This window comes from Microbacterium proteolyticum, from assembly GCF_014192415.1.
GTDB lineage: Bacteria > Actinomycetota > Actinomycetes > Actinomycetales > Microbacteriaceae > Microbacterium > Microbacterium proteolyticum.
The window spans coordinates 311114-336226 of the sequence record NZ_JACHXY010000002.1 but is presented as its reverse complement, the minus strand read 5'-3'; the positions used below and the strand labels follow the sequence as shown (position 1 = coordinate 336226).

At 69.3% G+C, this 25113-nt stretch carries 26 protein-coding genes, 1 tRNA gene and 1 other RNA gene; 19 read left to right on the top strand and 9 right to left on the bottom strand.

The window, feature by feature from the left end:
- Positions 1-53: 53 nt before the first annotated feature.
- The 4 genes from FHS07_RS09940 to aceE form a co-directional block, all read right to left on the bottom strand.
- Positions 54-1058, bottom strand: coding sequence for a beta-ketoacyl-ACP synthase III (locus FHS07_RS09940; protein ID WP_183419757.1), 1005 nt, complete (start codon positions 1056-1058; stop codon positions 54-56).
- Entirely contained in the window at positions 1055-1975 is a 921-nt protein-coding gene (locus FHS07_RS09935) for an acyltransferase domain-containing protein (RefSeq protein WP_183419756.1), read from the bottom strand. Before FHS07_RS09935 ends, FHS07_RS09940 begins: the two co-directional genes overlap by 4 nt.
- 82 nt (positions 1976-2057) lie before the next feature.
- Positions 2058-3281 (bottom strand): PucR family transcriptional regulator, encoded by a 1224-nt coding sequence (locus FHS07_RS09930; RefSeq protein ID WP_183419755.1) that lies wholly within the window; start codon positions 3279-3281, stop codon positions 2058-2060.
- 80 nt (positions 3282-3361) lie between these two features.
- Positions 3362-6088, bottom strand: a complete 2727-nt coding sequence (gene aceE, locus FHS07_RS09925) for a pyruvate dehydrogenase (acetyl-transferring), homodimeric type (protein WP_183419754.1) — start codon at positions 6086-6088, stop codon at positions 3362-3364.
- Between the two features lie 263 nt (positions 6089-6351).
- On the opposite strand from aceE, the gene FHS07_RS09920 reads away from it, so the two are divergent.
- Positions 6352-7047: a DUF1345 domain-containing protein gene (locus FHS07_RS09920; RefSeq protein ID WP_183419753.1), complete on the top strand. Its 696-nt coding sequence runs from the start codon at positions 6352-6354 to the stop codon at positions 7045-7047.
- Between the two features lie 2 nt (positions 7048-7049).
- Here the strand turns inward: FHS07_RS09920 and FHS07_RS09915 are convergent.
- Positions 7050-7122, bottom strand: a tRNA-Val gene (locus tag FHS07_RS09915).
- Between the two features lie 237 nt (positions 7123-7359).
- On the opposite strand from FHS07_RS09915, the gene FHS07_RS09910 reads away from it, so the two are divergent.
- From FHS07_RS09910 to rnpB, 3 genes are all read left to right on the top strand, one after another.
- Complete coding sequence (locus FHS07_RS09910; RefSeq protein ID WP_343054669.1) at positions 7360-8088, top strand: zinc ribbon domain-containing protein; 729 nt, start codon at positions 7360-7362, stop codon at positions 8086-8088.
- Positions 8089-8103: 15 nt separating this feature from the next.
- Positions 8104-9810 (top strand): bifunctional 3'-5' exonuclease/DNA polymerase, encoded by a 1707-nt coding sequence (locus tag FHS07_RS09905; RefSeq protein ID WP_183419751.1) that lies wholly within the window; start codon positions 8104-8106, stop codon positions 9808-9810.
- Positions 9811-9841: 31 nt separating this feature from the next.
- Positions 9842-10210: RNase P RNA component class A (gene rnpB, locus FHS07_RS09900), an RNA gene on the top strand.
- A 27-nt stretch (positions 10211-10237) separates the two neighbouring features.
- Here rnpB and FHS07_RS09895 read toward each other — a convergent pair.
- On the bottom strand, positions 10238-11374 hold the full coding sequence (locus FHS07_RS09895; protein ID WP_183419750.1) for a tyrosine-type recombinase/integrase: 1137 nt from the start codon (positions 11372-11374) through the stop codon (positions 10238-10240).
- Positions 11374-11901: a helix-turn-helix domain-containing protein gene (locus FHS07_RS09890; protein ID WP_183419749.1), complete on the bottom strand. Its 528-nt coding sequence runs from the start codon at positions 11899-11901 to the stop codon at positions 11374-11376. The genes FHS07_RS09895 and FHS07_RS09890 overlap by 1 nt, the downstream gene beginning before the upstream one ends.
- A 99-nt stretch (positions 11902-12000) precedes the next feature.
- On the opposite strand from FHS07_RS09890, the gene FHS07_RS09885 reads away from it, so the two are divergent.
- From FHS07_RS09885 to FHS07_RS09840, 11 genes are all read left to right on the top strand, one after another.
- Complete coding sequence (locus FHS07_RS09885; protein WP_183419748.1) at positions 12001-12207, top strand: helix-turn-helix transcriptional regulator; 207 nt, start codon at positions 12001-12003, stop codon at positions 12205-12207.
- Between the two features lie 208 nt (positions 12208-12415).
- Positions 12416-12667, top strand: a complete 252-nt coding sequence (locus FHS07_RS09880; protein WP_183419747.1) for a hypothetical protein — start codon at positions 12416-12418, stop codon at positions 12665-12667.
- Between the two features lie 3 nt (positions 12668-12670).
- Positions 12671-12967, top strand: a complete 297-nt coding sequence (locus FHS07_RS16910; protein WP_425488150.1) for a helix-turn-helix domain-containing protein — start codon at positions 12671-12673, stop codon at positions 12965-12967.
- A 434-nt stretch (positions 12968-13401) separates the two neighbouring features.
- Positions 13402-13674, top strand: coding sequence for a hypothetical protein (locus tag FHS07_RS09870; protein WP_183419745.1), 273 nt, complete (start codon positions 13402-13404; stop codon positions 13672-13674).
- Between the two features lie 265 nt (positions 13675-13939).
- A complete protein-coding gene (locus FHS07_RS09865; RefSeq protein ID WP_183419744.1) occupies positions 13940-14203 on the top strand; it encodes a hypothetical protein in 264 nt (87 codons plus the stop codon).
- A gap of 108 nt (positions 14204-14311) precedes the next feature.
- A complete protein-coding gene (locus FHS07_RS09860; protein ID WP_183419743.1) occupies positions 14312-15484 on the top strand; it encodes a phage major capsid protein in 1173 nt (390 codons plus the stop codon).
- A gap of 391 nt (positions 15485-15875) precedes the next feature.
- Positions 15876-16085: a hypothetical protein gene (locus tag FHS07_RS09855; protein ID WP_183419742.1), complete on the top strand. Its 210-nt coding sequence runs from the start codon at positions 15876-15878 to the stop codon at positions 16083-16085.
- 195 nt (positions 16086-16280) lie between these two features.
- Complete coding sequence (locus tag FHS07_RS09850) at positions 16281-16772, top strand: terminase small subunit (RefSeq protein WP_425488149.1); 492 nt, start codon at positions 16281-16283, stop codon at positions 16770-16772.
- Complete coding sequence (locus FHS07_RS16290; RefSeq protein WP_221189374.1) at positions 16747-17334, top strand: hypothetical protein; 588 nt, start codon at positions 16747-16749, stop codon at positions 17332-17334. Before FHS07_RS09850 ends, FHS07_RS16290 begins: the two co-directional genes overlap by 26 nt.
- A 123-nt stretch (positions 17335-17457) precedes the next feature.
- A complete protein-coding gene (locus FHS07_RS09845; protein ID WP_183419741.1) occupies positions 17458-18006 on the top strand; it encodes a hypothetical protein in 549 nt (182 codons plus the stop codon).
- A 52-nt stretch (positions 18007-18058) separates the two neighbouring features.
- Positions 18059-18625, top strand: a complete 567-nt coding sequence (locus FHS07_RS09840; RefSeq protein ID WP_183419740.1) for a helix-turn-helix domain-containing protein — start codon at positions 18059-18061, stop codon at positions 18623-18625.
- Here FHS07_RS09840 and FHS07_RS09835 read toward each other — a convergent pair.
- Positions 18614-18835: a hypothetical protein gene (locus FHS07_RS09835; protein ID WP_183419739.1), complete on the bottom strand. Its 222-nt coding sequence runs from the start codon at positions 18833-18835 to the stop codon at positions 18614-18616. The two genes, FHS07_RS09840 and FHS07_RS09835, sit on opposite strands and share 12 nt — an antisense overlap.
- 441 nt (positions 18836-19276) lie before the next feature.
- Between FHS07_RS09835 and FHS07_RS09830 the strand changes: the two genes are divergently transcribed.
- On the top strand, positions 19277-19564 hold the full coding sequence (locus FHS07_RS09830) for a hypothetical protein (protein ID WP_183419738.1): 288 nt from the start codon (positions 19277-19279) through the stop codon (positions 19562-19564).
- A 42-nt stretch (positions 19565-19606) separates the two neighbouring features.
- Here FHS07_RS09830 and ppgK read toward each other — a convergent pair whose 3' ends face one another.
- Positions 19607-20392, bottom strand: coding sequence for a polyphosphate--glucose phosphotransferase (ppgK, locus tag FHS07_RS09825; protein ID WP_183419737.1), 786 nt, complete (start codon positions 20390-20392; stop codon positions 19607-19609).
- A 96-nt stretch (positions 20393-20488) separates the two neighbouring features.
- Between ppgK and FHS07_RS09820 the strand changes: the two genes are divergently transcribed.
- From FHS07_RS09820 to FHS07_RS09810, 3 genes are read left to right on the top strand one after another with little or no spacing between them, the layout of a single operon-like run.
- Positions 20489-20692 carry a hypothetical protein gene (locus tag FHS07_RS09820; RefSeq protein ID WP_055954581.1) on the top strand — a complete coding sequence of 68 codons (204 nt, stop codon included), beginning with the start codon at positions 20489-20491 and terminating at the stop codon, positions 20690-20692.
- 23 nt (positions 20693-20715) lie between these two features.
- Positions 20716-22056 (top strand): type I glutamate--ammonia ligase, encoded by a 1341-nt coding sequence (glnA, locus tag FHS07_RS09815; protein ID WP_183419736.1) that lies wholly within the window; start codon positions 20716-20718, stop codon positions 22054-22056.
- Between the two features lie 10 nt (positions 22057-22066).
- Entirely contained in the window at positions 22067-25057 is a 2991-nt protein-coding gene (locus tag FHS07_RS09810) for a bifunctional [glutamine synthetase] adenylyltransferase/[glutamine synthetase]-adenylyl-L-tyrosine phosphorylase (RefSeq protein WP_183419735.1), read from the top strand.
- Positions 25058-25113: the final 56 nt, after the last annotated feature.

The window sequence follows — 25113 nt, the reverse complement described above, 5'->3', positions numbered from 1 at the left end:
CTTGGGGTGGGCCCGAACGAGCCTGGATCAGTTTAGGGTTCGACGACCGTGCGTCAGGGGAGGACGACGACCTGCGCGCCGAACACGAGTCCGGCGCCGAAGCCGATCTGCAGCGCGAGTCCGCCGCTGAGCTCGGGGTGCTCCTCCAGCAGGCGGTGGGTCGCGAGCGGGATGGATGCCGCCGAGGTGTTGCCCGTGGTCTCGATGTCGCGGCCGATGACGACGGTCTCGGGCAGTCCGAGCTGCTTGGCGAACTCGTCGATGATGCGCATGTTCGCCTGGTGCGGCACGAAGGCGGCGAGGTCGGCGGGCTCGATGCCCGCGGCCTCGATCGCCTGACGGGCGACCTTGACCATCTCCCACACGGCCCAGCGGAACACGGTGGGCCCCTCCTGGCGCAGGGTGGGCCACGCGGCGTTGCCGTCGCGGAAGTCGGTGAGAGTGGCGTTCATGCCCACGGCCTCCGACTTCGATCCGTCGGATCCCCACACGGTGGGGCCGATGCCGGGGGTATCGCTCGGACCGACGACGACGGCGCCCGCGCCGTCGCCGAGCAGGAACGAGATGCTGCGATCGGTGGGATCGACGATGTCGCTGAGCTTCTCGGCGCCCACCACCACGACGTGCGTCGCCAGGCCCGCGCGCACCAGAGCATCGGCCTGGCCGACGCCGTAGGCGAAGCCGGCGCAGGCGGCGTTGACGTCGTAGGCGGCTGCGGGGTTCGCGCCGATGCGGTCGGCGACGATGGCCGAAGCCGACGGCGTCTGCTTGGGGTTGCTGATGGTCGCCACGATCACCGCGTCGATGTCGGCGGGTGCGACACCCGACTTCTCGACGGCCTCGCGAGCGGCCGCGGTGGCCAGGTCGATGGCATCCGTCTCTTTGTTGGCCCGCACGCGGGTGACGATGCCGGTGCGCTGGCGGATCCACTCGTCACTGGAGTCGATGGGGCCGACGAGGTCGTCGTTGGGGATGAAGTTCTCACCTCGAGCGGCGCCGTACGCGTAGATGCGCGTGTGGGCGGCGCCCTGCAGCTGACGGAGGGTGGGGGTGCTCATGCCTGGTCTTCTTTCAAGAGTGAGACGGCCGCGTCGAGGTCGTCGGGGGTCTTGACCGCCACGGTGGGTGTGCCGCGCAGGGCGCGCTTGGCGAGCCCGGTCAGTGCGCCCGCGGGGGAGAGTTCGATGATGCCGGTCACGCCGTGCTCGGCGAACGATGCCATGCAGCGGTCCCAGCGCACGGGCGAGGCGACCTGGGCGACCACGAGGTCGAGAGCGCGGCGGCCGTCGTCGACGACGGAACCGTCGGAGTTCGTCCACAGCGTCGTCGCCGGGTCGGATACCGCGACGTCGGCGGCCGCGGTGCGCAGCGCCTCGACCGCGGATTCCATGAAGCGGGTGTGGAAGGCGCCGGCCACCTGCAGCGGGATGACGCGCGCCCCACGCGGAGCTTCGGCCGCGAGCTCAGCGAGGGCGGGTTTCTCACCCGCCGCGACGATCTGGCCGCCGCCGTTGTAATTGGCGGGGGTGAGGCCGAGGCTCTCGAGCCGCTCGAGCACGGCGGTCTCATCTCCACCGACGACGGCGCTCATGCCGGTCTCGACCGCTGCGGCGGCGTCGGCCATGGCGCGACCACGCAGACCCACGAGGCGCAACGCATCGTCATCGCGGAGAACACCGGATGCCGCCAGCGCGGCGATCTCACCGACCGAGTGACCCGCGACACCGGCGACCGGTACGCCGGCGCGATCGTTCAGGGCGGCCGACGACACGAGGCTCGCCGCCACGATGAGCGGCTGCGCGACGGCCGTGTCGCGGATCTGATCGGCGTCCCACTCGGTGCCGGCGGCGATCAGGTCGACGCCCGACTGCTCGGAGAATGCCTCGAGGCGCTCACGCACTCCGTCGAGTTCGAGCCACGGGGTGAGGAATCCGGGGGTCTGCGAACCCTGTCCCGGGAAGACGGCGATGATCACGAGTCCATCCTGACAGGCATCGGGCGACCTCTTCTGGAGATATCGACACAGATATACGGCGTGTCTTTGTGCGTGCCGTGCATCACCGGGGCGGCGACGAACGCCGTTTGGCGGTGCCGCGGCGCCGCGTGGCGTCCGTGCCGATCGATCCGAGGATCAGCGCCGTCTGCAGGATGAGCGCCTCGCGAGGGCCCGTGGCATCCCATCCGATGACTTCGGAGACGCGTTTGAGGCGATACCGCACGGTGTTGGGGTGCACGTACAGCTCGCGGGCCGTCGCCTCCAGCGAACGGCCGTTGTCGAGGTAGCTCCACAGCGTCGCGACGAGATCGGCGCTGTGCGCGTGCAGGGGACGGTACACGCGGTCGACGAGGGTCTGTTTCGCGACAGCGTCACCCGCCAGGGCGCGCTCGGGAAGCAGATCGTCGGCCTCGACCGGCCGCGGCGCATGCCTCCACGCACGTGCGACCGCGAAACCCGCGAGCGCTGCGCGGGCGCTCTGGCCCGCGTCGACGAGGGCCGGAACGGCCGGTCCGAGTACGAGATGGCCCGTGCCGAAGCTGGGCTCGAGCCGCTTGGCGATGTCGGTGAAGGGCAGCTCGCTGATCTCGGCGCCGCCGCGGGAGGGAAGGTCGGCGCGACCGAGCACGAGCACCAGGCGGAGCCCCTGCACCCCGATGAGCACGTCGACGCCGAGCTTGCGCGCGGTACGGCGCACCTGGTCGACGTCGAGCTGCGGGGGAGTCGTGCCCACGAGCACCGACACCTCGCCGTGGCCGTGCCATCCGAGAGCGGCGATGCGGCTGGGGAGTTCGTCGTCGGCCTCGCCGGTGAGGATCGAGTCGACGACGAGGGCTTCGAGGCGCGCGTCCCAGAGGCCCCGCGCCTCGGCGGCGCGTGCATAGACGTCGGCGGCGGCGAACGCCACTTCGCGCGAGTACGACAGCATCGCCTCGCGCACCTTCTCGCTGCGGCCGGCGACGCGCTCCTCCATCACCTCGACCGTGACGCGTACGAGCTGCAGCGTCTGGGTCAGGCTGACGCTGCGCAGCAGCTCGCGAGGAGCAGCGGCGAAGATATCGGCCGCGATGGCCGGAGTGGATGCCGGCTCCTCGAACCACTGCAGGAACGAGGTGATGCCGGCCTGGGCCACGAGCCCGACGGCGGAACGCCGCGCCGGCGGCATCTCGGCGTACCAGGGGAGCGTCTCTTCGAGGCGCTGGATCGTCGCGGTGGCGAGGTCGCCCGAGATCCGCCGCAGCCACGCGAGGGTCTCCGCCTTCTCGACGGCTGCCTCGGCACGCATGTTCCCGCCCGAAGACCGGTCGGACCCGGCCCCGCCCGAGGAGGGGGAACCGGGTCCGACGGTGGAGTCCGTCACGTGGATCAGGCCTCGCCACCCGCGTTGCCGCTGGTGCCGGCGTTGACGTCGTGCAGGCGGTACTTCTCGATCGCCTGTCCGACCACGGCACGATCGACCTTGCCCTCCTCGGCCAGCGCCTGCAGAGCGCGGACGGCGAGGGAGGGGCCGTCGATCTTGAAGAAGCGTCGAGCCGCGGCACGGGTGTCGGAGAAGCCGAAGCCGTCGGCACCGAGCGTCCAGTAGTTCTGCGGAACCCACTGACGGATCTGGTCCTGGACGGCGTGCATCCAGTCGCTGACCGCGACGACCGGGCCCTCGGCTTCTTTGAGCTTGTCGGTGAGGTAGGGCGTGCGGCGCTCCTCATCGGGGTGCAGGAAGTTGTGCTCGTCAGCGGCGAGACCGTCGCGACGCAACTCGGTCCACGAGGTGACCGACCACACGTCGGCGACGACGCCCCAGTCGTCCTTGAGCAGACGCTGGGCCTCGAACGCCCACGGCACACCGACGCCCGAGGCGAGCAGCTGCGTGCGGGGGCCGTCGCCCTGACCGGCCGAGATGTGGTGGATGCCGCGGACGATCCCGTCGACGTCGACCCCCTCGGGCTCGGCCGGCTGCACGTACGGCTCGTTGTAGACCGTCATGTAATACATGACGTTGGGGTCGGGGTGGTTGCCGCCGTACATGCGCTCGATACCCGAACGCACGATGTGCGAGATCTCGTAGCCGTAGGCCGGGTCGTACGACACGGTCGCCGGGTTCGTGGATGCCAGCAGCTGCGAGTGGCCGTCGGCGTGCTGCAGACCTTCACCCGTCAGGGTCGTGCGACCGGCGGTGGCGCCGATGATGAAGCCGCGCGCCATCTGATCACCGGCCGCCCACTGGGCGTCGCCCGTGCGCTGGAAGCCGAACATCGAGTAGAAGACGTAGACCGGGATGAGCGGCTCGCCGTGGGTGGAGTACGCGGTCCCCGCCGCGGTGAACGCCGCGAGGGCGCCCGCCTCGTTGATACCGACGTGGATGATCTGGCCCTGCGGGCTCTCCTTGTAGGCCAGCAGCAGTTCGCGGTCGACCGACGTGTAGTGCTGTCCCTTGGGGTTGTAGATCTTCGCCGTGGGGAAGTACGCGTCCATGCCGAACGTGCGCGCCTCGTCGGGGATGATCGGCACGATGCGGTGGCCGAAGTCCTTGACCCGCAGCAGGTCCTTCAGCAGGCGCACGAACGCCATGGTCGTGGCGATCTCCTGCGTGCCCGAGCCCTTCTTGGGCAGCGCGTAGGCGGCATCCCCGGGGAGCTCCAGACCCACGTGGGTGGTGCGACGCTCGGGCAGGAAACCGCCGAGCGAGCGACGGCGCTCCAGCATGTACTGGATCGTCTCGTCCTTGTCGCCGGGGGTGTAGTACGGCGGCTGGTACGGGTTCTCTTCGAGCTGCGCGTCGGTGACGGGGATGTCCATCGCGTCGCGGAACGACTTGAGGTCGTCGAGGGTCAGCTTCTTCATCTGGTGCGTGGCGTTGCGGCCCTCGAAGTGGGGGCCCAGGCCGTAGCCCTTGATGGTCTTGGCGAGGATGACGGTCGGCTGGCCCTTGTGCTCGGCCGCCGCCTTGAACGCCGCGTACACCTTGCGGTAGTCGTGGCCGCCTCGCTTGAGGCCCCAGACCTGGTCGTCGGTGTAGTCCTTGACGAGCTCGAGCGCCCGCGGGTCGCGACCGAAGAAGTTCTCGCGCACGTAGGCGCCGTTCTCGGCCTTGTAGGTCTGGTAATCACCGTCGGGGGTGGTGTTCATCAGGTTGAGCAGTGCGCCCTCGGTGTCGCGGGCGAGCAGGTCGTCCCACTCGCGGCCCCAGACGACCTTGATGACGTTCCAGCCGGCGCCGCGGAAGAAGCTCTCGAGCTCCTGGATGATCTTGCCGTTGCCGCGCACGGGGCCGTCGAGGCGCTGGAGGTTGCAGTTGATGATGAAGTTCAGGTTGTCGAGGCCCTCGTTGGCCGCGACCTGCAGCTGGCCGCGGCTCTCGACCTCGTCCATCTCGCCGTCGCCGAGGTAGGCCCAGACCTGCGAGTCGCCGACGTCCTTGATGCCGCGATTGGCGATGTACTTGTTCGACATCGCCTGGTAGATCGCGTTGATCGGTCCGAGACCCATCGACACCGTCGGGAACTGCCAGAACTCCGGCATGAGACGGGGGTGGGGGTAGGAGGGGATGCCGTGGGGGGCGGCGGACTTCTCCTGGCGGAAGCCGTCGAGCTGCGCCTCGGTGAGGCGACCCTCGAGGTAGGCACGGGCGTACGCGCCGGGCGAGGCGTGGCCCTGGATGAAGATCTGGTCGCCGCCCGAGGGGTCGTCGAGGCCGCGGAAGAAGTGGTTGAAACCGACTTCGTAGAGCGCGGCCGACGAGGCGTAGGTCGAGATGTGGCCGCCGACGCCGATGCCGGGGCGCTGCGCGCGGTGCACGGTGACCGCGGCGTTCCAGCGGATCCACTTGCGGTAGCGCCGCTCGAGTTCCTCATCACCGGGGAACTCGGGCTCGTTCTTCTGCGAGATGGTGTTGATGTAGTCGGTGGTGGGAACCATCGGCACGTTGAGGTGCAGTTCCTTTGAGCCCTTAAGAAGGCTCAGCATGATCTCGCGCGCACGGGCCGGGCCCTTGGCCTGGACCAGCTGTCGCAGGGATTCCTGCCACTCCCCGGTCTCTTCCGGGTCGCTGTCCTGCGGCCCCTGCGAATACGGATCCTGGTCGTGAACAGTCACGGAAGACCTTTCGTCGTCTGGCAGGTCATGCCAGAGAATCGCCATACGAGTGCGGCAACCCTTGTCTGCTCCGCACAATCAACCAGAGTCCACCCTAGCGAGTCGGGACCGCCTCGGATGCGCGCTGCCGACACGCCCGGCCCCGCGCTCGAAGCGACCGTTCGACATCGAGAGGTCTGCGGCATCCGTGAGCTCCACAGGAAGGATGCCGGGTTCCGCCGCACGGGCGCGGGAGCCGCGCGTCGCGGGGCTAGCCTGAGCGCGTGAGCCCGCAGGATCCCGCCGCGTTCCGCACCCGCCCCGAGCATCGATGGCCGGTGCTGATCGCACTGGCCGTCGGCGCGGGCCTGTACGCCGTGCTGCCGAGCGATGCGTCCGGGGCGCTCCGCTACGTCGTGGTGGGCGCCGGCGTGCTCTGCGCGATCCCGATGATCGCCACCAACCCCGCCCGGCTGACGCGCGATTCGCGCCTGGGCCGCGGCTTCGCGCTGGCGTTCACCGCGCTGCTGCTGCTCGCGAACCAGGTCGCACTCGTGCTGCTCATCCTCCAGCTGCTACGGGGGGAGGGCGAGGGGGTGACCACCCTGCTCGGGGCGGCCCAGGTGTGGGCGATCAACGTCATCGGCTACGCCGTCGTCTACTGGGAGATGGACCGGGGCGGCCCGATCGCCCGCCGCCGGGACCTGCGCGACGCCCTGCCCGCGGCCGACTTCCAGTTCCCGCAGGACTCCGACCGTGATGCCGTGAGCGAGGTCCGTCGTCGATCGTCCGACGTCGAGGATTGGGCGCCCGGCTACGTCGACTACCTCTACTTCTCGGCATCCAACGCGATGGCGTTCAGCCCGACCGACGTGATGCCGCTGTCCTCACGCGCGAAGCTCTTCATGATGGTGCAGGCGGTGTCGGGATTCATCCTGCTCGCGTTGGTGATCGCGCGCAGTGTCAACGTCTTGAACTGAGGTGGGCCCTGCCGGGATCGAACCGACGACATCCACGGTGTAAACGTGGCGCTCTACCAGCTGAGCTAAAGGCCCGGGATGCCTCCAGTCTAGCGTGGCGCCGCCTTCCCGACTCGCCCGGGGGGCGCACCTCGACATCACACGATCGGCACGAGATCGCGCGCGCTCCGCGCTGAATAACGTGTGCTCTCGCGCGGATCGTGTGATGTCGCGACCGACGAGGGTGCCTGGTCGTGCGGCAGACCGCCCGGACGCGGGTGCGGCGACGGAAGGGCACCACCGATGTCCCACCCCCGGGGTAGCGTTGAGCCCGTGAATGCCGATCCCGCCGACCAGCGCAAACTGCTCGACCTCGCCGACCTCGACGCGCGAATCCACCGCGACGAGAAGGTCATCGGCAACCCACCGCAGGCCGAGCGCGTCCGCGCGTTGATCGCGCAGCGGGGGACCCTCTCGCAAGAGCTCGGTGCCCGCGCCAACGCACGCGACGACATCACCGCCGAGCTGAAGCGCCTCGAGTCCGACGTCGCTGTGGTCGACGCCCGCATCGCCCGCGACACCGAGCGGCTCGCCGCCTCGTCGAACGCGAAGCAGGCGCAGGGCTTCGAGAACGAGCTGGTCTCGCTCCGGCGCCGCAAGGACGACCTCGAAGACACCGAGATCGCCCTCATGGAGCGCCTCGAGGCGGCCGACGCCGCCGTCGCCGAGCAGGAAGCGCTGATCGCCGACACCAACGCGCAGGGTGCGCAGCTGAGCGCCGAGGCCAAGACCACCGTCGCCGACGCGACCACCCGCCTCGAGGGCGCGCGGCGCGATCGCGACGCCGTCGCCGCCTCGGTCCCCGCAGACCTGCTCGCCCTCTACGAGCGTCTCGCGTCCCGCGGCAACGGGGCCGGACTCCTCCAGGCCGGCGCGTGCGAAGCCTGCCGCATGGTGCTGCCGCCCAGCGACCTCAACGTGGTGCGCCGATCGCAGACCGACGAGGTGGTCTTCTGCCCCGAGTGCGGCGCGATCCTCGTTCGCACCGAAGAATCCCGATGACCCCGAACGGCGTCCGTGGCCTCTGACACGGTCGTCGTCGGTCGCATCGCGACCGGGCGTGTCGCCCTCGTCTCCCTGGGACCGGATGCCGTACCTCTCGGCACCACCGAGATCGACGCCGATGCCCTCACCGACGCCGTCTCCACGCGCGAGAGCACGGGCGAGGTCCGGTGGGTCTGGGCCGACACGGCCGCGACCTATCCGCGTCTGCTCGCTGCCGGCGTGCGCGTCGCCCGCGCGTGGGACCTCCGGCTCGTGCACGCCATCCTCCGGCAGGCGCAGGCGGTGGCCGACGACCACGGACTCCGCGACGCCACGCCGTGGGATGCCGACCCTGCGGCACCCCTGGCCGGCGACACGCTCTTCGACCTGGGCGACTCGGCATCCGGGGTCCCCGACAGCGTCGACGCCGCGGTGGCGGAGTACCGCCGCCAGGTCGCCGCGATCACGTCGTCGGACACGCCCGGCGCGCTGCGGTTGCTGTGCGCCGCCGAGTCGGCGGGGGCGCTCATCTCGGTGGAGCTCGACGCCGCGGGAGTGCCGTGGAGCCGTTCCGCGCATGAAGAGATGCTCGAGAGCGAACTCGGCGCACGCCGCGGGGGAGGGCTCCCCGCCCGCATCGAACAGGCAGCCGTCGCCGTGCGGGCGGCACTCGGCGACCCCTCGGCCTCGCTGGACTCGCAGCCGCGCCTGCTCCGGTCGCTCCACCGCGCAGGACTGCTGGTGCAGTCCACCAGTCGGTGGGAGCTCGCCGAGCACGACCACCCCGCCGTCGCGCCGCTGATCGCCTACAAGAAGCTCATGCGCCTGTACACGGCGAACGGGTGGGCGTGGCTCGACGACTGGGTGCGCGACGACCGCTTCCGCCCCGTCTACGTCCCGGCGGGTGTCGTCACCGGCCGGTGGGCGTCGTCGGGCGGTGGAGCACTGCAGATCCCGCGATCGTTGCGCACGGCGGTCCGCGCCGACGCGGGCTGGACGCTCGTCACCGCCGACGTCGCCCAGCTCGAACCGCGCGTGCTCGCGGCGATGGCACGCGACACGGCGCTGGCCGAAGCGGCATCCGGTCGCGACCTGTACGCCGGCATCGTCGAGCGCGGAGCCGTCGCCAGCCGCGCCGAGGCGAAGCTCGCGATGCTGGGCGCGATGTACGGCGCCACGACGGGGGAGAGCGGGCGTCTGCTGCCGCGCCTGCGGCGCACCTTCCCCCGCGCGATGCAGCTCGTCGACGACGCGGCCCGCACGGGGGAGGACGGCGGGGTCGTGCACACGTGGCTCGGGCGCACGTCGCCCCGGGCGGGGGAGTCGTGGCGCGAGCTGCAGTCGCGGGCGAGCGACGCCGCGGCATCCGGGGTCGACGAGACCCGCGCGCGCCGCTCCGCCCGCGACCGAGGACGCTTCACCCGCAACTTCATCGTGCAGGGCACGGCCGCGGAATGGGCCCTCGCGTGGTTGGCCGACCTGCGCGCGCGCCTCGCCTCCCTCCCCGAGGTGGATGCCACCCGCGCGGCGCCCGCGTCCGGGCCGGTGTTCCAGCGGGCGCCGCACCTGGCGTTCTTCCTGCACGACGAGATCGTGGTGCACACCCCCCTCGAGCACGCGGATGCCGTCGCCGACGCCGTGCGGGAATCTGCGGCATCCGCGGGCCGGCTGCTCTTCGGCACCTTTCCGATCGATTTCCCCCTCGACCTGCGTATCGGCGAGACGGCGGAGAAGGGCTGAGCGCGCCCGCCGGTAGACTGGGCCACGCGAATGGGTCGGCTGGACGGTCGCGTCACGGGTTCGCCCGTGCCGAGGAACGTCCGGGCTCCACAGGGCAGGACGGTGGGTAACACCCACCCGGAGCAATCCGCGAGACAGTGCCACAGAGAGCAGACCGCCCCCGCCCGTCATGGTCGGGGGTAAGGGTGAAAGGGTGGTGTAAGAGACCACCGGGGTCGTGGTGACACGACCCGCGAGGTAAACCTCGTCCGGAGCAAGGCCAGACAGGGGATGACGACGCGGCTCGCCGAGTCCCCGGGTAGGCCGCTGGAGCGGCACGGCAACGTGTCGCCGAGAGAGATGACCGTCCACGGGGCTTCGCGCCCCCGGACAGAACCCGGCGTACAGGCCGGCCCATTCGCACTTTCCCGCCTGACCGGGTATTTCTCTACGCTCTGCTGCTTGCGGTCCGCGGGGAGTCCGCAGAAGCACCGAGAACGCTATCCACGGCCTCGCGAGTGCGGTCGTCGCTGTCCGCCCACATGTGGCCATAAGTGTCCAGCGTTTCGGTAGCGGACTTGTGCCCGAGACGGCTCTGGACGGTCTTCACGCTCTCGCCGTACCGGATCAGCAGGCTCGCGTAGTAGTGCCGCAGCGCGTGCATTCCGGTCCCGGTTGCCTCGCTCAGCCCTGCGGCTTTCGCGGCCGGTCGCCAGAGGTGGCCGAACCGCTGCCGAGTGATGCCCTTCCCCTGGAGGGTGAACAGCAAGTCGCCGTCGCCGACGTCGTGGCGCGCGAGGTGATCGTTCAGCGCTGCGACGACGACGCGGGGGAGCGGGACCGTCCGGACGGATGCCGCGGTCTTCGGCGGCGCGAACGCTGTCTGACCCCCCGCCAGGGTGACGAGCTGCCGGTCGATCGTGATCGCGGGGTTCTTCCCCAGGAGACGGATACGATCGCGGGTCAGCCCGAGCGCTTCACCCTGCCGTAGTCCCGTGCCGGCGGCGAGGATGACCAACGCCCGCAGCTCGGCGGGGACGTTCTCACCGAGAAGATCGACCTGTGCCGTGGTGAGCGGCTGCACGCGAGCTTTCGCGACCTGGGGGAGTGAGATCCCATCGCAGGGTGTCGCGGCCAGCTTCCGGTCACGCACGGCCGCACGAAATACGGATGCGACCACCGTGTAAACGACACCGATCGTCGCGGGGGAGAGTGCTCGGCGACCCGAGTCGGGATCATCGACGGTCAGGCCCTTCACGAATCCCTGCACGGTCGTGCGGAGAATGCCGCCGATGGGCCGGTCACCGAGGACGGGGTAGGCGTGCCGTTCAAGGTGGGAACGATAGAGGGTCGCTGTCGCCTCCCGGTGCACCTGTGCAGACAGCCACGTCTCCGCGTAGTCGCGGAAGGTCAGCTTCGCTGCGCTCGGGTCGACGTACATTCCGGTGACGACTGAGGCGGTCACCTCGTCTAGCCACCGCTGACCCTCGCGCTTCGTGCGAAAGTGCCGCGCGTGTTCCTTTCCGGCGTGGTCGCGATAGCGCGCCCGCCAGGTGCCGTTCGTACGCTGGGTGACGGACGCCATCAGCGCCGGCTCCAGTCAACGTCGGCCGCGGTGCGTGCGCTGTACCGAATGGTGCGCACGACCTCCGCTTCCCTCTCACCGATTGCCAGCTTCTCCTCGACGTCGCCGTACCAGCTCACGTCGGCCGCAGGAAAGACCCAGTAGGGCACGGATCGAGAATCGAACTCGCGCGCGCCCTCCGCCTGAAGCGGCGTAGTAGCAAGCGCCCAGCTCCAGAACACGCTCGCGCTGCCGTGTGCACCTGTCACCCTCACATCGTCGGTCGGGTCTGCGAAGGGGAGCAGAAGGGCGACTGGAGGAACGTCGAGCGCGACCGAGAGCGCCATGAGATCGTCGCTGTCGACGCGCCGCTCGCCACGCTCGATCTTGGACAAGCCGCTGAGACTGACCCGCCGACCGAGGCCGATCAGCTTCTCCTCCAGAGCGGCGAGCGACATTCCCGACTGCCGACGAATGCGGGCGACATTTTCCCCTACCGTCTTGCCGGTCGGTCCCACGTCGTTACCCCTGATGCGCTCATTTGCCATGCAAGGGAAATTATCAGCCGTATTTGACATGCACAAGCCTCGGGTGCATGCTTTCTCAACACGGACACTAACTAGCCGTATAAGAGAAACGAGAGAGACGTGACTGACCGAATCATCTTCATCCCCGACGTCGCGCGGATGCTAAACCGCTCCGCCGCCCAGGTCCGCTGGATGGTCGCGAACGGAACCGCACCGCGCCACGCGAAGATCGCGGGGCGGGTCTGCTTCAAAGAGAAGGACGTCGAGGCGTTCATCGAAGCCGCGTTCGCCGAGGCTGACACGCAGACCGCGGCGGCAGGCCGATGAACGAGGAACGCCGCCCCGACCAGGTCGAGACGGCGAACACGAGGACGACGAATCCTGCGCTCAATCTTAACCGCAGCAAGCCTGCGGCTGGCAGCGATCGAACGGTGGCCCTGATGGCCGGAGCATTCGCGCGGTCCTGGCAGATACTCGCTGAGGGCCGACGTGATCTCGCTCTGATTGAGCGACGCCGCGCGAACGGCGGTGCGCCGTGACCGGCGTCGAGGTCCGGGAGCCGACGGCGCGCAGGGCTGGCGGTGTCGTCGTGACGATCGGCGGCGTCACGATGGATCTCGACGTCGAAGCGGCGTTCGACCTTCAGCGCAAGATCCTGTCTGCCGTCGTTCATCTGGAGCGGGCGCAGCGAGGGATCGCGGCGAAGTCGAAGGTGAAGACGGCACGCGAGATTCGGCGGGCGACGCAGGTTGATGAGACGCTGCGCGACCGCGAGGGGGGTCGGTGACGTGTGGCCCGTCCTTCGGTTCGGTGGTTGTTCCGCAGCCGTCGGCTCACCCGCCTCGGGCTCACGCCGGGACAGTCGCTCGTGCTCGTGGTCCTCGTTGATCATGCGGACGCGAGCGGGCTCAGCTTCCCCGCGCAGGAAACGATCGCCCAAGAGTCGGGTATGGAACGGTCGGGCGTACGGAAGGCGCTCGCAGCTCTTGCCGACGCCGGAGTCATCGAGGTTGTCGAGCCTGGCGGACCTCGGAAGTCGGCTCGCTATCGCATCTCGTCCGCGGTCGGCTTATGGGCTACTGGGTAGCCCATATAGCGCGCGGGGTTATGGGCCACTGGGTATGCCGTATCCGTCGGACCGCTATGGGCTACCCAGTGGCCACGAAGTAGTAACGAACTCACGCCCGACGCGCTGCCGAGGCTGTGCGCGCACTCCCGTGCGCTCGCCGCTGCGCTTCGCTCCGCTGTGTTCGATCGAACCCTGAAGTCTGACCGTCGCCGCTGGCGGTGACGGTTCCCCTTGGGGGGCGGAGGGGGAGATCCCCGAGGTCGACGTGACCCGCATCATCCGTCGACCATCTGGTCACCGTTGCGCCGGCTCCCGCCGACGCGGCTGATGACGAAGGCGAACGCGGATCCCGACACGCGTCGTCGGCCGTCGACAGCAAGACCAACACAACCCGTGGTCGCCAGGAAGGCAACCCCAGTACGCGCGAGCACCGCTCGCAGATGGAGAACATCATGAACTTCGAAAACGTCCCCGCCGTCGACCACGCACGCGCCGCTCAGCTCGCCGTCGCCATCCTGGACGACGACGACACGATGGCGAACGATGCCCTCACCGCGGCGAACGAGGATCCCCGACCGGAGGCGCACACGAACCTGATGCTCGTAGCCGCGAAGGGGACCGTCGACTTCCTGACGGCGACGATCGGCCGCGAGGCGGCTGGTGTCCTCCTGCGCGAAACCCTCGCGCAGCTCCGTGCGGCTGAGAACGAAGCGAGCGAGTCGTGAGCGTCGGCCTTCCCGACGGGATCGAGGTTGTCGGCCGCGGTTCCGCACCGGATCCGCGCCTGGTGGACGGGGTGGGCCTGCTGCGCCCCCAGGACTCGCAGGACGGCTCCGGGCTGGTCAGCGGTGCCGCGGGCGCTCCTGTCGCGTCAGATGGGCGCGTGGCGTCGTTCACGCGCTGCCCGGAGTGTCGGTCGGGAAAGCACGCGGTGTGCGCCGAGTTCGCCGACGTGACCGATGACGACGAGATAGTCCCGTGCCTGTGCCCGTGTCGACCGGACGCACCGTGATCCGCCGCGACCCGTTCGCCTCGCGGACCCGGCGCCCGAAGCATCTCGCCGACGCGAGCGGAGCGATCGCCGCCGCTGATGAGATCGCGGAACTGAACCGTCTCGCCGCGGCGGAATGGATCTGGCGGCACGATCTCGACCTGTCGGTCGGCGTGCTGCTCGCACGCATCGCGGAGGTCGGCACGGACGTCGCAACGGCCGAAGCGCTCGCCGGTCGCTTACCGACACGCCGTGCACAATGAGCTTGCCAACCCGCATCGGATGAGCATTATGCTCACCCCAACGACTGGAATCGTTCGGACCGCATCACCGGCCCCTGGTCGACCCGATCAACGAACGAAGGAACGCACGTGAACATCAAGGAACAGATCCGCGCCGAGCTGGACAAGGCGAAGGCGATCGTCGCCACCGCCGAGAAGGCCGGCCGCGAAATGACGGACCAGGAGATCTCCGACGCCGATACGCACCTGAAGGCCGTCAAGGGCCTGCGCTCGCAGCTCGACGCCGCTGACGGCTCTGCCGCGGTGAAGGACGCGCTCGACGCGCTGAACGGCGAGTTCTCCGGAACCAAGTCGAAGGCTCCCAACCGGGGCTACAAGGCGGCACGCTCGGCGTCATGGGCCAAATCGACCGACGAGATCCTGCGCACCGTCGCCAGCTCGGGCGGCGCGAAGGCCCTCACCTCAGGCACGGTCGACGTGCCCGCCGTCATCGGCGACCCGGGCGAGATCCCCGCTCGCCCGCACACCGTGCTCGATCTCATCGTGGGCCGCGACCGCCCCGCCGACGGCAACGGCAACGCGATCCAGTACCTCCGCCAGACCCAGCGCCCGACCGGTGCCGCGGCTGTCGCCGACGGTGCGCTGAAGCCGACCGGCACCGCGACTTTCACGGATATCGAGGACCGCCTGCGGACGATCGCGATCCTGTCCGAGCCGCTGCCGATCCGCTACCTGACCGACTTCCGCGGACTGACGGATATCCTCCGCGTCCAGCTCGGTGAAGCCGTCATCACCGCCGTCGAGGATCTGGTGGTGTCCGGCAACGGCACGGGCGAGAACTTCACCGGCATCCTCCAGACGTCGGGCATCCAGACGCAGGCGCGGAGCACCAGCGTCACCGGCCTCGACTACCGCCTGGAGACGAGCCTGAAGGCGAAGACGAAGGCGGACGAGATCGGCGGCACCCCCGCCACCGGCTACGTGCTGAACCCGACGGACTGGGAGAACATCACCCTCGCCCGCATCGCGAAGAACCCGGCCAACGAGGCGGAGGAAGGCGCGAAGCACCTCCTCCACGATCTGCCCGTGGTTACCTCGGCGGCGATCGCGCTCGGAACGGGCCTGGTCGGCGACTTCAGCACCCTGGAACTCGTGACCCGTGAGACGGACCGCGTCGATATCGACACGAGCGGCGACCTGTTCAACCGCAACCAGTTCCGTCTTCGTGTGGAGGGCCGCTACACGCTGAAGGTCGGACGCCCGAACGCGTTCTGCCGCTTCGACCTGACGCCCGCCACGTAACGAACTCCCGCCGGGTGTCTGCCTTCATCTGCTCCACCCGGCGGGTAGCGGGTTCTCCTGCCCGCATCGGGGGGTTCCTCCAGTCGCCCCCGAGGGGGCCGGTCCACTTCAGGCCGGCCCCCTCTCTCGTCCCCGGGCGGCATGTCCCAGGAACGGCCGGCCCGCTACCGGGGCACCCCGAACCGGCCACGGCATCCGGGGCCTCGTCTCCAAGGATCCCGCTCAGCGGCGTCGCAATCGGCCAGGTGACGGGATCGACGGGCAGCAGGGAGAGCGGGAGCCACCCGCCGCACCTCCCGGCTGTGCGCCTCGCGGACGCCGCCAGCACGGAGCGTCTATGCCAGCGGGACGAGTGACGCGGTGCCGCTGAGGTAGGCGCACAGCATCGCTCGTGAGCAAGCGCACGAGAGGACACCTCTGCGTCTCCCGGATCTCGGATCGCATAGAGGCGAAGAGGAAGAACAACCCGAGGGGCATCGAGGTAGATGCAGACCATGAGCACCAGCACCGACGACGACGAAAACCAGATCAGGACACAGAGGAGAGAGACGACGATGAGAGCGACGAGGATCACCCGACGTGGTGCAGTGACCCGGGGTGACGCGCAGGCCGCGAGAGCGGCGCGTGACAGCGGAGCGAGGACGCTCCAGGCCCGACACCGACGACCACCAGGGGAGGGGTGTCCGAATCTCTGGCGACCCCACGTCAGCGCCACTCCACCGGCTTCGGTTTCCCCCACCGCGAGCGGGTGCAAAGTGAGCGCTGTCGACGTAGACGAGATTTTGGGGGGTGTGTGATGGCTCAGACGGAGGAGGAACGCCGCGAATCTAAGCGGATCTGGGCGGCTGCGAAGAGGGCTGAGATCGCGGCGGAGCGTGACGCTCGTCTACGCGCTGATCGTGCCAATGCGGTGGCTAATGCCTCTCGGACGCATCGTGACGCGTATGAGGCGTCGGTGTCGGCCGCGAAGTGGTTCAAGCCCTCGGATGGTGCCCTGGTAGCCCTGGGGCGGCTGCTCGCGGAGGATCTGGATTATGCCGACTACCTCGGGGATGACGCCCTGGTACTTCGGATCATTGGGCGTCTGACGTCGATCCTGGGCCAGCTCGGGCTCACGCCCGTGGTGCGCATGCGGTTCGAGCTGCGGTCCGCCCAGATCGAGGCGCGCAAGGCCACGGAGAGCGCCGAGGCTGCACCGCCGGCACCCGCTGGTGCACCGCCTCTCCCGGCGAACGTGTCGAAGCTGGCGCGGCCGGCGAAGCGTGGGGACGGTGGCGATCGTGGCTGATCCCGTTCCTCCCCGCCCGGGGCTGGAAAGCCTGGCCGATCGGCTCGCGGAGCTGCGAGCGGAGATTGCACGCCTGAACCGACCATCGGGCACACAGCGCGCCGGCATCGCGGGGAACTTGTCGGGGATGGTCGACTACATCGGAGCCAGGACGACGAGGGCCACGGATCCGGGTTCATCGTGGTCGGTGACCATCCCGGGCGACGGCGTCGAGCGTGTCTACGAGACTGGGACGGCTCTCACGTTCCCGTCGACCGGCTCGGCTCTCGTAGAGGTGGTGACGGGTCACGCCCGGATGACGCTGTTCGGGTCCGGCTCCGCGGCCATTTCGCTGCGGATGGCCGTTCGGGATGCTGCGACCGGTGCAACGATCCCGGGCAGCTCAGCGGGTGCGTCTGCCCGTCTCTCGGCGTCCGTCACGAACGGGGCAAGCATGAGGTTCGGCACTCTCGCGGCGATCCGTCCCGGGCCTGTCGAGATCGCTGTGCTCGTCGTGGTGTCCTGCACCGTTCAGACCGCGTTCGCGATCGACGCGCCCAGCCTCACGGTGAAGCCGCAGTAGTCCTTCACGATCACGAGGCCCCTGGCATCACGCTGGGGGCCTTCGTCGTTGCCGCATGTGTGCCTGTGCCGACGGCCCTTCGTCGTCCGCTACCGTCTTTGGTCCACGACGAGGGGAGACGCCATGGTGGCGACCAATGCTGATTCATCGAGGGCTTACGAGCTGTTCGGCCGGCTAGAGCAGAACGCCCCGGCTGGCTGGATGGACAACAGAGAATGGGTGCACCTCGCGCTGACGCACATCGTCCTGCTGATGGACGAAGACGAACTTGTCTACGCGCAAGTAGGGCTGGAGACGAGCGGCGGGGGCTTGGGAAGCCTGGCCGTCTTCACTGAGACGTCGCTGCTCGTGGCCCGCCCTGACGACGCCGATGGCAAGACGGTTACGACGACTCTCGTTGCTCGATCAGCCATCGACGGTCTGGAGGTAGGCGGCGGCGAACCCATCGTGTACAACCCCGACGGATACGAGAGCCGGTACCTCGTCATGAGCTGGCCGGGGACGTTGACCGCATCGGTTTCGTATCGGGGCCTGGCGGAGCCGGTGAAGTTGAGTGGATCCGGTGTGAGCCGGTCCGACAGGAAGAAGCCGGGTGAGATCGTCGCTCTTCTCAGGGCGCTGAAACGAGACCTGCTGAAGGTGTCCACTGAGGCGGGCAGCACGGGGGCCTGAGGCGTCTTCTCCCGTGCGATGATCGCTCCCGTCGCAGGGAAGGCGGTCGCACATGCCGAGGTGGTTGACGTATTCGCAGGCTGCGGAGCGTGTGCGATCGCACCCTGAGACGGTGAAGCGGTGGCGGCGCATGGGCCTGTCGTTCGCTCTGGTCGACGGCCGGCGCATGGTTCGCGAGGATGCGCTGTTGGTGTTCTGGCGCGAGCGGATGAAGGCCGATCCGGTGCATCAGGCGAGGATCGCCCGGGACCGCCTCCAAGACGCTTCAGGGGCCGTGGTGGCATCCGCGCCGCCCCAGGCTACGAAACGGCGTCAGGCGAGCGCACCGCGTCGCACGGCGGCACCCCGACCGCAGCCGGCCCGTGACGCTGATCCGTTGGCGAACGTCGCCCCGATGCGCGGCGCTCGGGAGTTCGCAGCCCTCCAGGACGCTCTCCGTGAAGTCACGCCGTCATGCGATGGCATGGACGCCTACACGGCCGATCGCCCGTCAGAGGACGACGTCGAGACGATGCGGGCCATCTGCGAATCGTGCCCCGTGCTGAAGCTGTGCCAGGCGTATGCGGCTGCCGGTCGCCCGTCCGCTGGCAACTGGCCGGCCTCGCGATCAGACGTCTGAACGGAGCATCTCGTTCGCTCGGGAACGGATCTGCTGTACGTCAGGCGTCAGCACGCCGGTGGATGACCCCGCATCGAGATGGAGGCTGTCGACGGACGTCAGCCCCCGCTCCCGCGCGATCTCGGCGAGCCTTCTCGCGGCCTCCTCGTTCGCAAGCTCTGCCGCCTTCGCGCGGATGCTGTCCCCGATGCCTTCGAATCCTGATGCCATGTCGGAAACATAGGGCACCCGGTTGCACTCGGGAAGGGCCGACAGGCGCGGGACGGGTCCGCGAGTCCGCAGGCAGTCCGCAGGCAGTCCGCAGAAAGTCCGCAGAATGCCCTCACGCGCACTTCATCGGCCATCAAGCCCCAAGAACGGTATTCGGCCCCCGACCGGGCATAACTCGATCGAACTGCAAATGCCGTTCATCGCCGTAACCGGTGCGCTCAGTACCCGGCGTACAGGCCGGCCCATTCGCCCTCACGGGATGAGACATCCCAAACCGACCGGCGCTTCGCGCCGAATACTCATCGACCCTCCTGCTGGCCCCCTGCCTCAGGAGGGTCGCCCTCTGCAGGCGGGTGAACGAGTGCGCGTCCCGTCCCGTACTGGGGTGAATGTCGGAGTTATGTTCTAACATCGAGCACGGCCGGGGAAGGGGTCCGGTGCATGGGTTCGACGAGGGTCAGCGACGAGATGGTCGCGCGGGTGCTGGCATCCATCGCCCCCTGCACCCTGCAACCCGAGACCTGGGGTGCTCGCCCGATCGAGTGGTACGCGCAGAAGCGCCCGGTGTGGGCATGGGTGACGTGGCCGAATCGTGCGGCCACGCGCGAACCGGCGTGGGCGACGGGCGGCAACGACCGCGTGGTCATGCTCGAGGTGCCGTGCGAGGGCGGGCACTGGGCGCCGGTCGTGTGGCGCAACGCCGTCAGCGTGCGTGACGCCGCCGGCTGAGCGACGATGCCGACCCCATCGCGTCGACGCGCCGCGCATCCCTCACTTGACCGCCGGCAGCGCCTCGGGAACGGGAACGGCGAGGGATGCCGCACCGATGATGCCCGCGTTGTTGCGGTGCTTCGCGGGAACGATCGGCGCGCGCAGCTTCAGCAGCGGAAGGAAGTGCTCGGAGTGCTTGGACACCCCGCCCCCGACGACGATCAGGTCGGGGCTGAAGAGGAACTCGACGTAGTCGTAGTACCACTGCAGGCGTTTGGCCCACTTGTCCCACGACAGCTCCTCGCGCTCCATGGCCGAGTACGCCGCGAAGTGCTCGGCATCTCGCTTGTGCCCGGCGCGCTGCAGGTGACCGAGCTCGCTGTTGGGCACCAGCACGCCGTCGTAGATCATTGCCGAGCCGATGCCGGTGCCGAGCGTGGTGAGGATCACGAGACCCTCGACGCCCTTCGCCGCGCCGTAACGCACCTCGGCGATCCCGGCCACATCGGCGTCGTTGGCGAAGTGGATGCCGCGCGACAGGCCGTCTTCGAAGAACTTCTCGGCCTCGAAGCCGATCCAGGTCTTCGAGACGTTCGCCGCCGATAGGGTCTTGCCGCTCTTCACGATGGCGGGGAAGGCCACGCCCAGCGGCAGATCGGCGGGGGCTTGGAGCGTCTCGAGCACCTGGCGCACCGCGGTCAGGACGTCGGCGGGCTCCGCGCCGGCGGGGGTGGCGACCTTGACGCGGTCGCTGACGAGCTCTCCGGCATCCAGGTCGACGATCCCGGCTTTGATGCCGGTTCCGCCGATGTCCACTCCGACCGCACGAGACGCATTGGTTGCCATACCCCTCAGCCTATCCAGCCGCACGGTCGGCATCAGTAGGATCGGGGGGAGCACCGGCGGTTCGCGCCGAGACGCGAGACCCACGTGAGGAGCATCGTGAGCGACGACAACACGAAGTACTGGTACAACCTCGAGACCGGTCAGGTCGAACAGGGGTACGAGTCGCCGGCCGTCGATCGCGCCGGCCCTTTCGACACCGCCGAAGAGGCGGCCAACGCGCCGCAGCTCTTCAAGGAGCGTTCGAAGAAGTGGGCCGAAGAAGAGGCTCGTGACGACTGGGGCTCCGGCTCCGCTCGCTGACCGCACCGATACGAGGGATGACGATGGACAAGCAGCGTGATTTCGTCCTGCGCACGATCGAGGAGCGCGGCGTCAAGTTCGTGCGCCTGTGGTTCACCGACGTGGTGGGGACGCTGAAGTCGGTGGCGATCGCCCCGGCCGAGGTCGAGGGGGCGTTCACCGAAGGGCTGGGCTTCGACGGGTCGGCGATCGAGGGGCTCACCCGCTCGTACGAGTCCGACCTGCTCGCGCACCCCGACCCCACGACGTTCCAGATCCTGCCGTGGCGCGGTGAGATCGACCCGACGGCGCGCATGTTCTGCGACATCACCACGCCCGACGGCCAGCCCGCCGTGGCAGACCCCCGTCACGTGCTCAAGCGCACGCTGGCGAAGGCCGCCGACGCCGGATTCACCTTCTACACGCACCCCGAGATCGAGTTCTACCTGCTGAAGTCGTCGCAGCTCGGCACCGATGGACGTCCCCAGCCGGTCGACTCGGCGGGCTACTTCGACAACGTCCCCGGCGGCACGGCGCACGACTTCCGCCGCCGCTCGGTGCGCATGCTCGAAGACCTCGGCATCTCGGTCGAGTTCAGCCACCACGAGGGCGGCCCCGGACAGAACGAGATCGACCTCCGGTACGCCGACGCGCTCACCACGGCCGACAACATCATGACCTTCCGCACGGTCGTGAAAGAGGTCGCGATCGAGCAGGGCGTGTACGCGACCTTCATGCCCAAGCCGATCAGCGGCCAGCCCGGCAGCGGCATGCACACGCACCTGTCGCTCTTCGAGGGCGACATGAACGCCTTCTACGAAGAGGGCGGCCAGTACCAGCTGTCGAAGGTGGGCCGTCACTTCATCGCGGGCCTCCTGCGCCACGCCAACGAGATCTCGGCGGTCACGAACCAGTTCGTGAACTCGTACAAGCGGCTGTGGGGCGGCGACGAGGCGCCCAGCTTCATCTGCTGGGGCCACAACAACCGCTCCGCGCTCGTTCGCGTGCCGCTGTACAAGCCGAACAAGGGCCAGTCGACCCGTGTGGAGTACCGCGCACTCGACTCCGCGGCCAACCCCTACCTGTCGTACGCGCTCATGCTCGCGGCGGGCCTCAAGGGCATCGAGGAGGAGTACGAACTCCCCGCCGAGGCGGAAGACAACGTGTGGTCGCTCACCGACTCGGAGCGCCGCGCCCTCGGCTACGCGCCCCTGCCGGCGAGCCTCGACCACGCTCTCGAGTACCTCGAGGAGTCCGAGCTCGTCGCCGAGACGCTGGGCGAGCAGGTGTTCAAGTACGTCCTGCTCAACAAGCGCCGCGAGTGGCAGCAGTACCGCGCCCAGGTGACGCCGTTCGAGCTCGCGAGCAACCTCGAAGCACTCTGACGGTCGTCCCATGACCTCGGGCGATCGCTCCACCGCGCTCACCGCGCTCGCTCGCACCGGCTTCTCGCGGCTCGCCGAAGCAGACACCCTGCTCGGCGAGCTCGACGAGACGGTCGGTGTCGACCGGGCGGATGCCATGCGGTTGGCGCAGCGCGTGGCCGACCCCGACGGCGCCCTGCGATCGATTCTGCAGGTGGCCCGGCGCGATGCGGCGGCCGTGAGAGCAGCGGCCGCCGACGCGGGTGCGTGGCGCGCGCTGTGGGATCTGGTGGGGGCGTCCGACGGCTTCGCGGAGTTCTACCTGCGCCACCCCGACGAGCTCGCGCACCTGTCGGGCGCGGGCCTCACCGTTCCCGACGAGCAGTCGATGCGCGCCGAGCTGCTGGAATCCGTGGGCGACGTCGACGGATTCGCGTCGGACGCCTCGGATGCCGCGTGGGTCGCGCTGCGGGTGCGCTACCGCCGCCTGCTCGCGCGTATCGCGGCGTACGACCTCGGTCAGGACGACCCGGCGGGGGCGATCGACGTCGTCTCTGCGGCGTTGGCCGACATCGCCGGCGCGGCGCTGGAGGCGTCGCTGAGCGTCGCCCGCGCGCGGGTGTCGGCTCCCGGACCCGGGGCCTTCCCTCGCGAGCAGGTCGAGGCCACCCGCTTCGCCATCATCGCGATGGGTAAGACGGGCGCGCGCGAACTCAACTACGTCAGCGATGTCGACGTGATCTTCGTCGGAGGCACGTCCGACGACGACGTGGTGTCGGAGGCCCGGGCGATCGACATCGGCACCCGTCTCGCCGTGCAGACGATGCGCGGCATCTCCGGTCCCGAGATCGAGCCACCCCTCTGGGAGGTCGATCCGAACCTGCGCCCCGAGGGCAAGCAGGGCGCGCTCGTGCGCAGTCTCGCGTCGCACCAGCAGTACTACGACCGGTGGGCGAAGAGCTGGGAGTTCCAGGCACTGCTGAAGGCCCGTGCGATCGCCGGCGATCCGGTCCTGGGCGCCGAGTACGTCGCCGCGGTACAGCCGCTCGTGTGGCACAGCGCGGCCCGCGAGAACTTCGTCGAAGGCGTCCAGCGCATGCGGGAGCGCGTGACCGAGCACATCCCCGCGACCGAGGTGAACCGTCAGGTCAAGCTCGGGCCCGGTGGCATCCGCGACGTGGAGTTCACCGTGCAGCTGCTTCAGCTCGTGCACGGCCTGACCGACGAGCGCATCCGCCAGCGCGGCAGCCTCGAAGCCCTCGACGCGCTGGTGGCCGAGGGGTACATCGGGCGTTCCGAAGCCGAGGCGTTCGCCCGCGACTACCGCACGCTGCGCCTGCTCGAGCACCGGCTGCAGCTGCGCGGACTGCGTCGCACGGCACTGCTGCCCGAGAAGGACGACGACCTGCGAGTGCTCGCGCGCGCGACCCGCCTGGCCGACTCGGCATCCGGGGTCCAGGCGGCGTGGGAGGCCATCAAGCGCGAGGTCCGCGACATCCACGTGCGCCTGTTCTACCGTCCGCTGCTCTCGGCCGTGGCGTCCCTGCCCGAGGGGGAGCGGACGCTGTCGACCGCGCAAGCGCGCGATCGTCTCGCGGCCATCGGTTTCCGTGACCCTGCCGGGGCGCTCCGCCACATCGCGGCGCTGACCAGCGGCCTCAGCCGCAAGGCGACGATCCAGCGGCACCTCATGCCGGTCATGATCCGATGGTTCGCCGACGGCGTCGACCCCGACTACGGCCTCCTCGTCTTCCGCCGCATCAGCGAGCGGCTCGGCAACACCCCGTGGTTCCTGCGCATGCTGCGCGACTCCGCGGGCGCCGCCGAGAGTCTCACCCGCGTGCTCTCCGGCTCGCGCTACATCGGCGAGCTGATGGAGTGGATCCCCGAGTCCGTGGCGTGGCTCGACGACGATGCGCTGCTGCGACCTCGCTCGGGCAAAGCTCTCGAAGAAGAGGCGCGGGCGATCCAGACCCGGTGGCAGAACATCGACGACGCCATGCGCTCGGTACGCGCACTCCGGCGCCGCGAGATGCTGCGGGTGGCCATGGCCGCGGTCCTCGGGACGGTGTCGCTCGAAGAACTCGCCGACGCCCTCTCGACGATCACCGAGGTGACGATCCAGGCGACGCTTCGCGCGGTGCGGCGCGTGGTCGTGCCGCCCGAAGACGACGACCTCGACTTCGCGGTTATCGCGATGGGGCGATTCGGTGGGCGCGAGATGGGCTTCGGGTCGGATGCCGACGTCATGTACGTCTACCGGGCCAACGGCGTCGACCCGCAGCGCGCGGGTCAGCTGGCACTCAAGCTCGTCGCCGGCCTCCGCGAGCACTCGGAGGACCACCGCCTGCCACTCGACCTCGACGCCGAACTCCGGCCCGAGGGCCGCAGCGGCCCGCTCGCCCGGTCGATCGAGGCGTATGCCGAGTATTACCGGCGGTGGTCGCTGTCGTGGGAGGCGCAGGCGCTGCTGCGCGCCCGCGGCGTCGCCGGCAGCGTCAAGCTGATCGCAGAGTTCATGGCTCTCGCCGACGAGGTGCGCTATCCGGCGTCGGCCGACCAGAACGGCCTGCGCGAGATCCGCCGCATCAAGGCGCGCGTCGAGAACGAGCGGCTTCCACAGGGCGCCGACCCGGCGCGTCACCTGAAACTCGGCCCCGGATCGCTGAGCGACGTGGAGTGGCTCGTGCAGCTGCTGCAGCTGCAGCACGCGCGAGCCGTCCCGGCGATGCGCACCACCTCGACACTGTCGGCGCTGGATGCCGCTGTCGAGGCGGGGATCGTCGAGGCCGACGCGGCGCAGAAGCTCGCCGCCGCGTGGCATCTCGCGAGCCGCTTGCGTTCGGCGAATACGCTGCTGTCGGGGCAGACGAGTGACGTTCTTCCGGCCGACCGCGTGCGACTCGACGGGATCGGGCGGATCCTCGAGTACCCGCCCCGCTCGGCGACGCGCGTCGAAGAGGACTACCTGGGCGCGACGCGTCGCGCCCGTCGCGTCTTCGACAAGCTCTTCTACGGCTGAGGCGAATGGATGCCGCGGGCTCCGGCGTCCATGCCGGCCCCGCTGCTCACCGATGC

Excerpts from the sequence above, each read along its gene's own strand:
- FHS07_RS09930 (WP_183419755.1), bottom strand. The coding sequence starts at position 3,281 with ATGCGTGCCGAGGCAGCCGTCGAGAAGGCGGAGACCCTCGCGTGGCTG.
- FHS07_RS09940 (WP_183419757.1), bottom strand. The coding sequence starts at position 1,058 with ATGAGCACCCCCACCCTCCGTCAGCTGCAGGGCGCCGCCCACACGCGC.
- FHS07_RS09890 (WP_183419749.1), bottom strand. The coding sequence starts at position 11,901 with ATGGCAAATGAGCGCATCAGGGGTAACGACGTGGGACCGACCGGCAAG.
- FHS07_RS09830 (WP_183419738.1), top strand. The coding sequence starts at position 19,277 with ATGGGTTCGACGAGGGTCAGCGACGAGATGGTCGCGCGGGTGCTGGCA.
- FHS07_RS09835 (WP_183419739.1), bottom strand. The coding sequence starts at position 18,835 with ATGGCATCAGGATTCGAAGGCATCGGGGACAGCATCCGCGCGAAGGCG.
- glnA (WP_183419736.1), top strand. The coding sequence starts at position 20,716 with ATGGACAAGCAGCGTGATTTCGTCCTGCGCACGATCGAGGAGCGCGGC.
- FHS07_RS09810 (WP_183419735.1), top strand. The coding sequence starts at position 22,067 with ATGACCTCGGGCGATCGCTCCACCGCGCTCACCGCGCTCGCTCGCACC.
- FHS07_RS09845 (WP_183419741.1), top strand. The coding sequence starts at position 17,458 with ATGGTGGCGACCAATGCTGATTCATCGAGGGCTTACGAGCTGTTCGGC.
- FHS07_RS09895 (WP_183419750.1), bottom strand. The coding sequence starts at position 11,374 with ATGGCGTCCGTCACCCAGCGTACGAACGGCACCTGGCGGGCGCGCTAT.
- ppgK (WP_183419737.1), bottom strand. The coding sequence starts at position 20,392 with ATGGCAACCAATGCGTCTCGTGCGGTCGGAGTGGACATCGGCGGAACC.
- FHS07_RS09850 (WP_425488149.1), top strand. The coding sequence starts at position 16,281 with ATGGCTCAGACGGAGGAGGAACGCCGCGAATCTAAGCGGATCTGGGCG.
- FHS07_RS09840 (WP_183419740.1), top strand. The coding sequence starts at position 18,059 with ATGCCGAGGTGGTTGACGTATTCGCAGGCTGCGGAGCGTGTGCGATCG.
- FHS07_RS09870 (WP_183419745.1), top strand. The coding sequence starts at position 13,402 with ATGAACTTCGAAAACGTCCCCGCCGTCGACCACGCACGCGCCGCTCAG.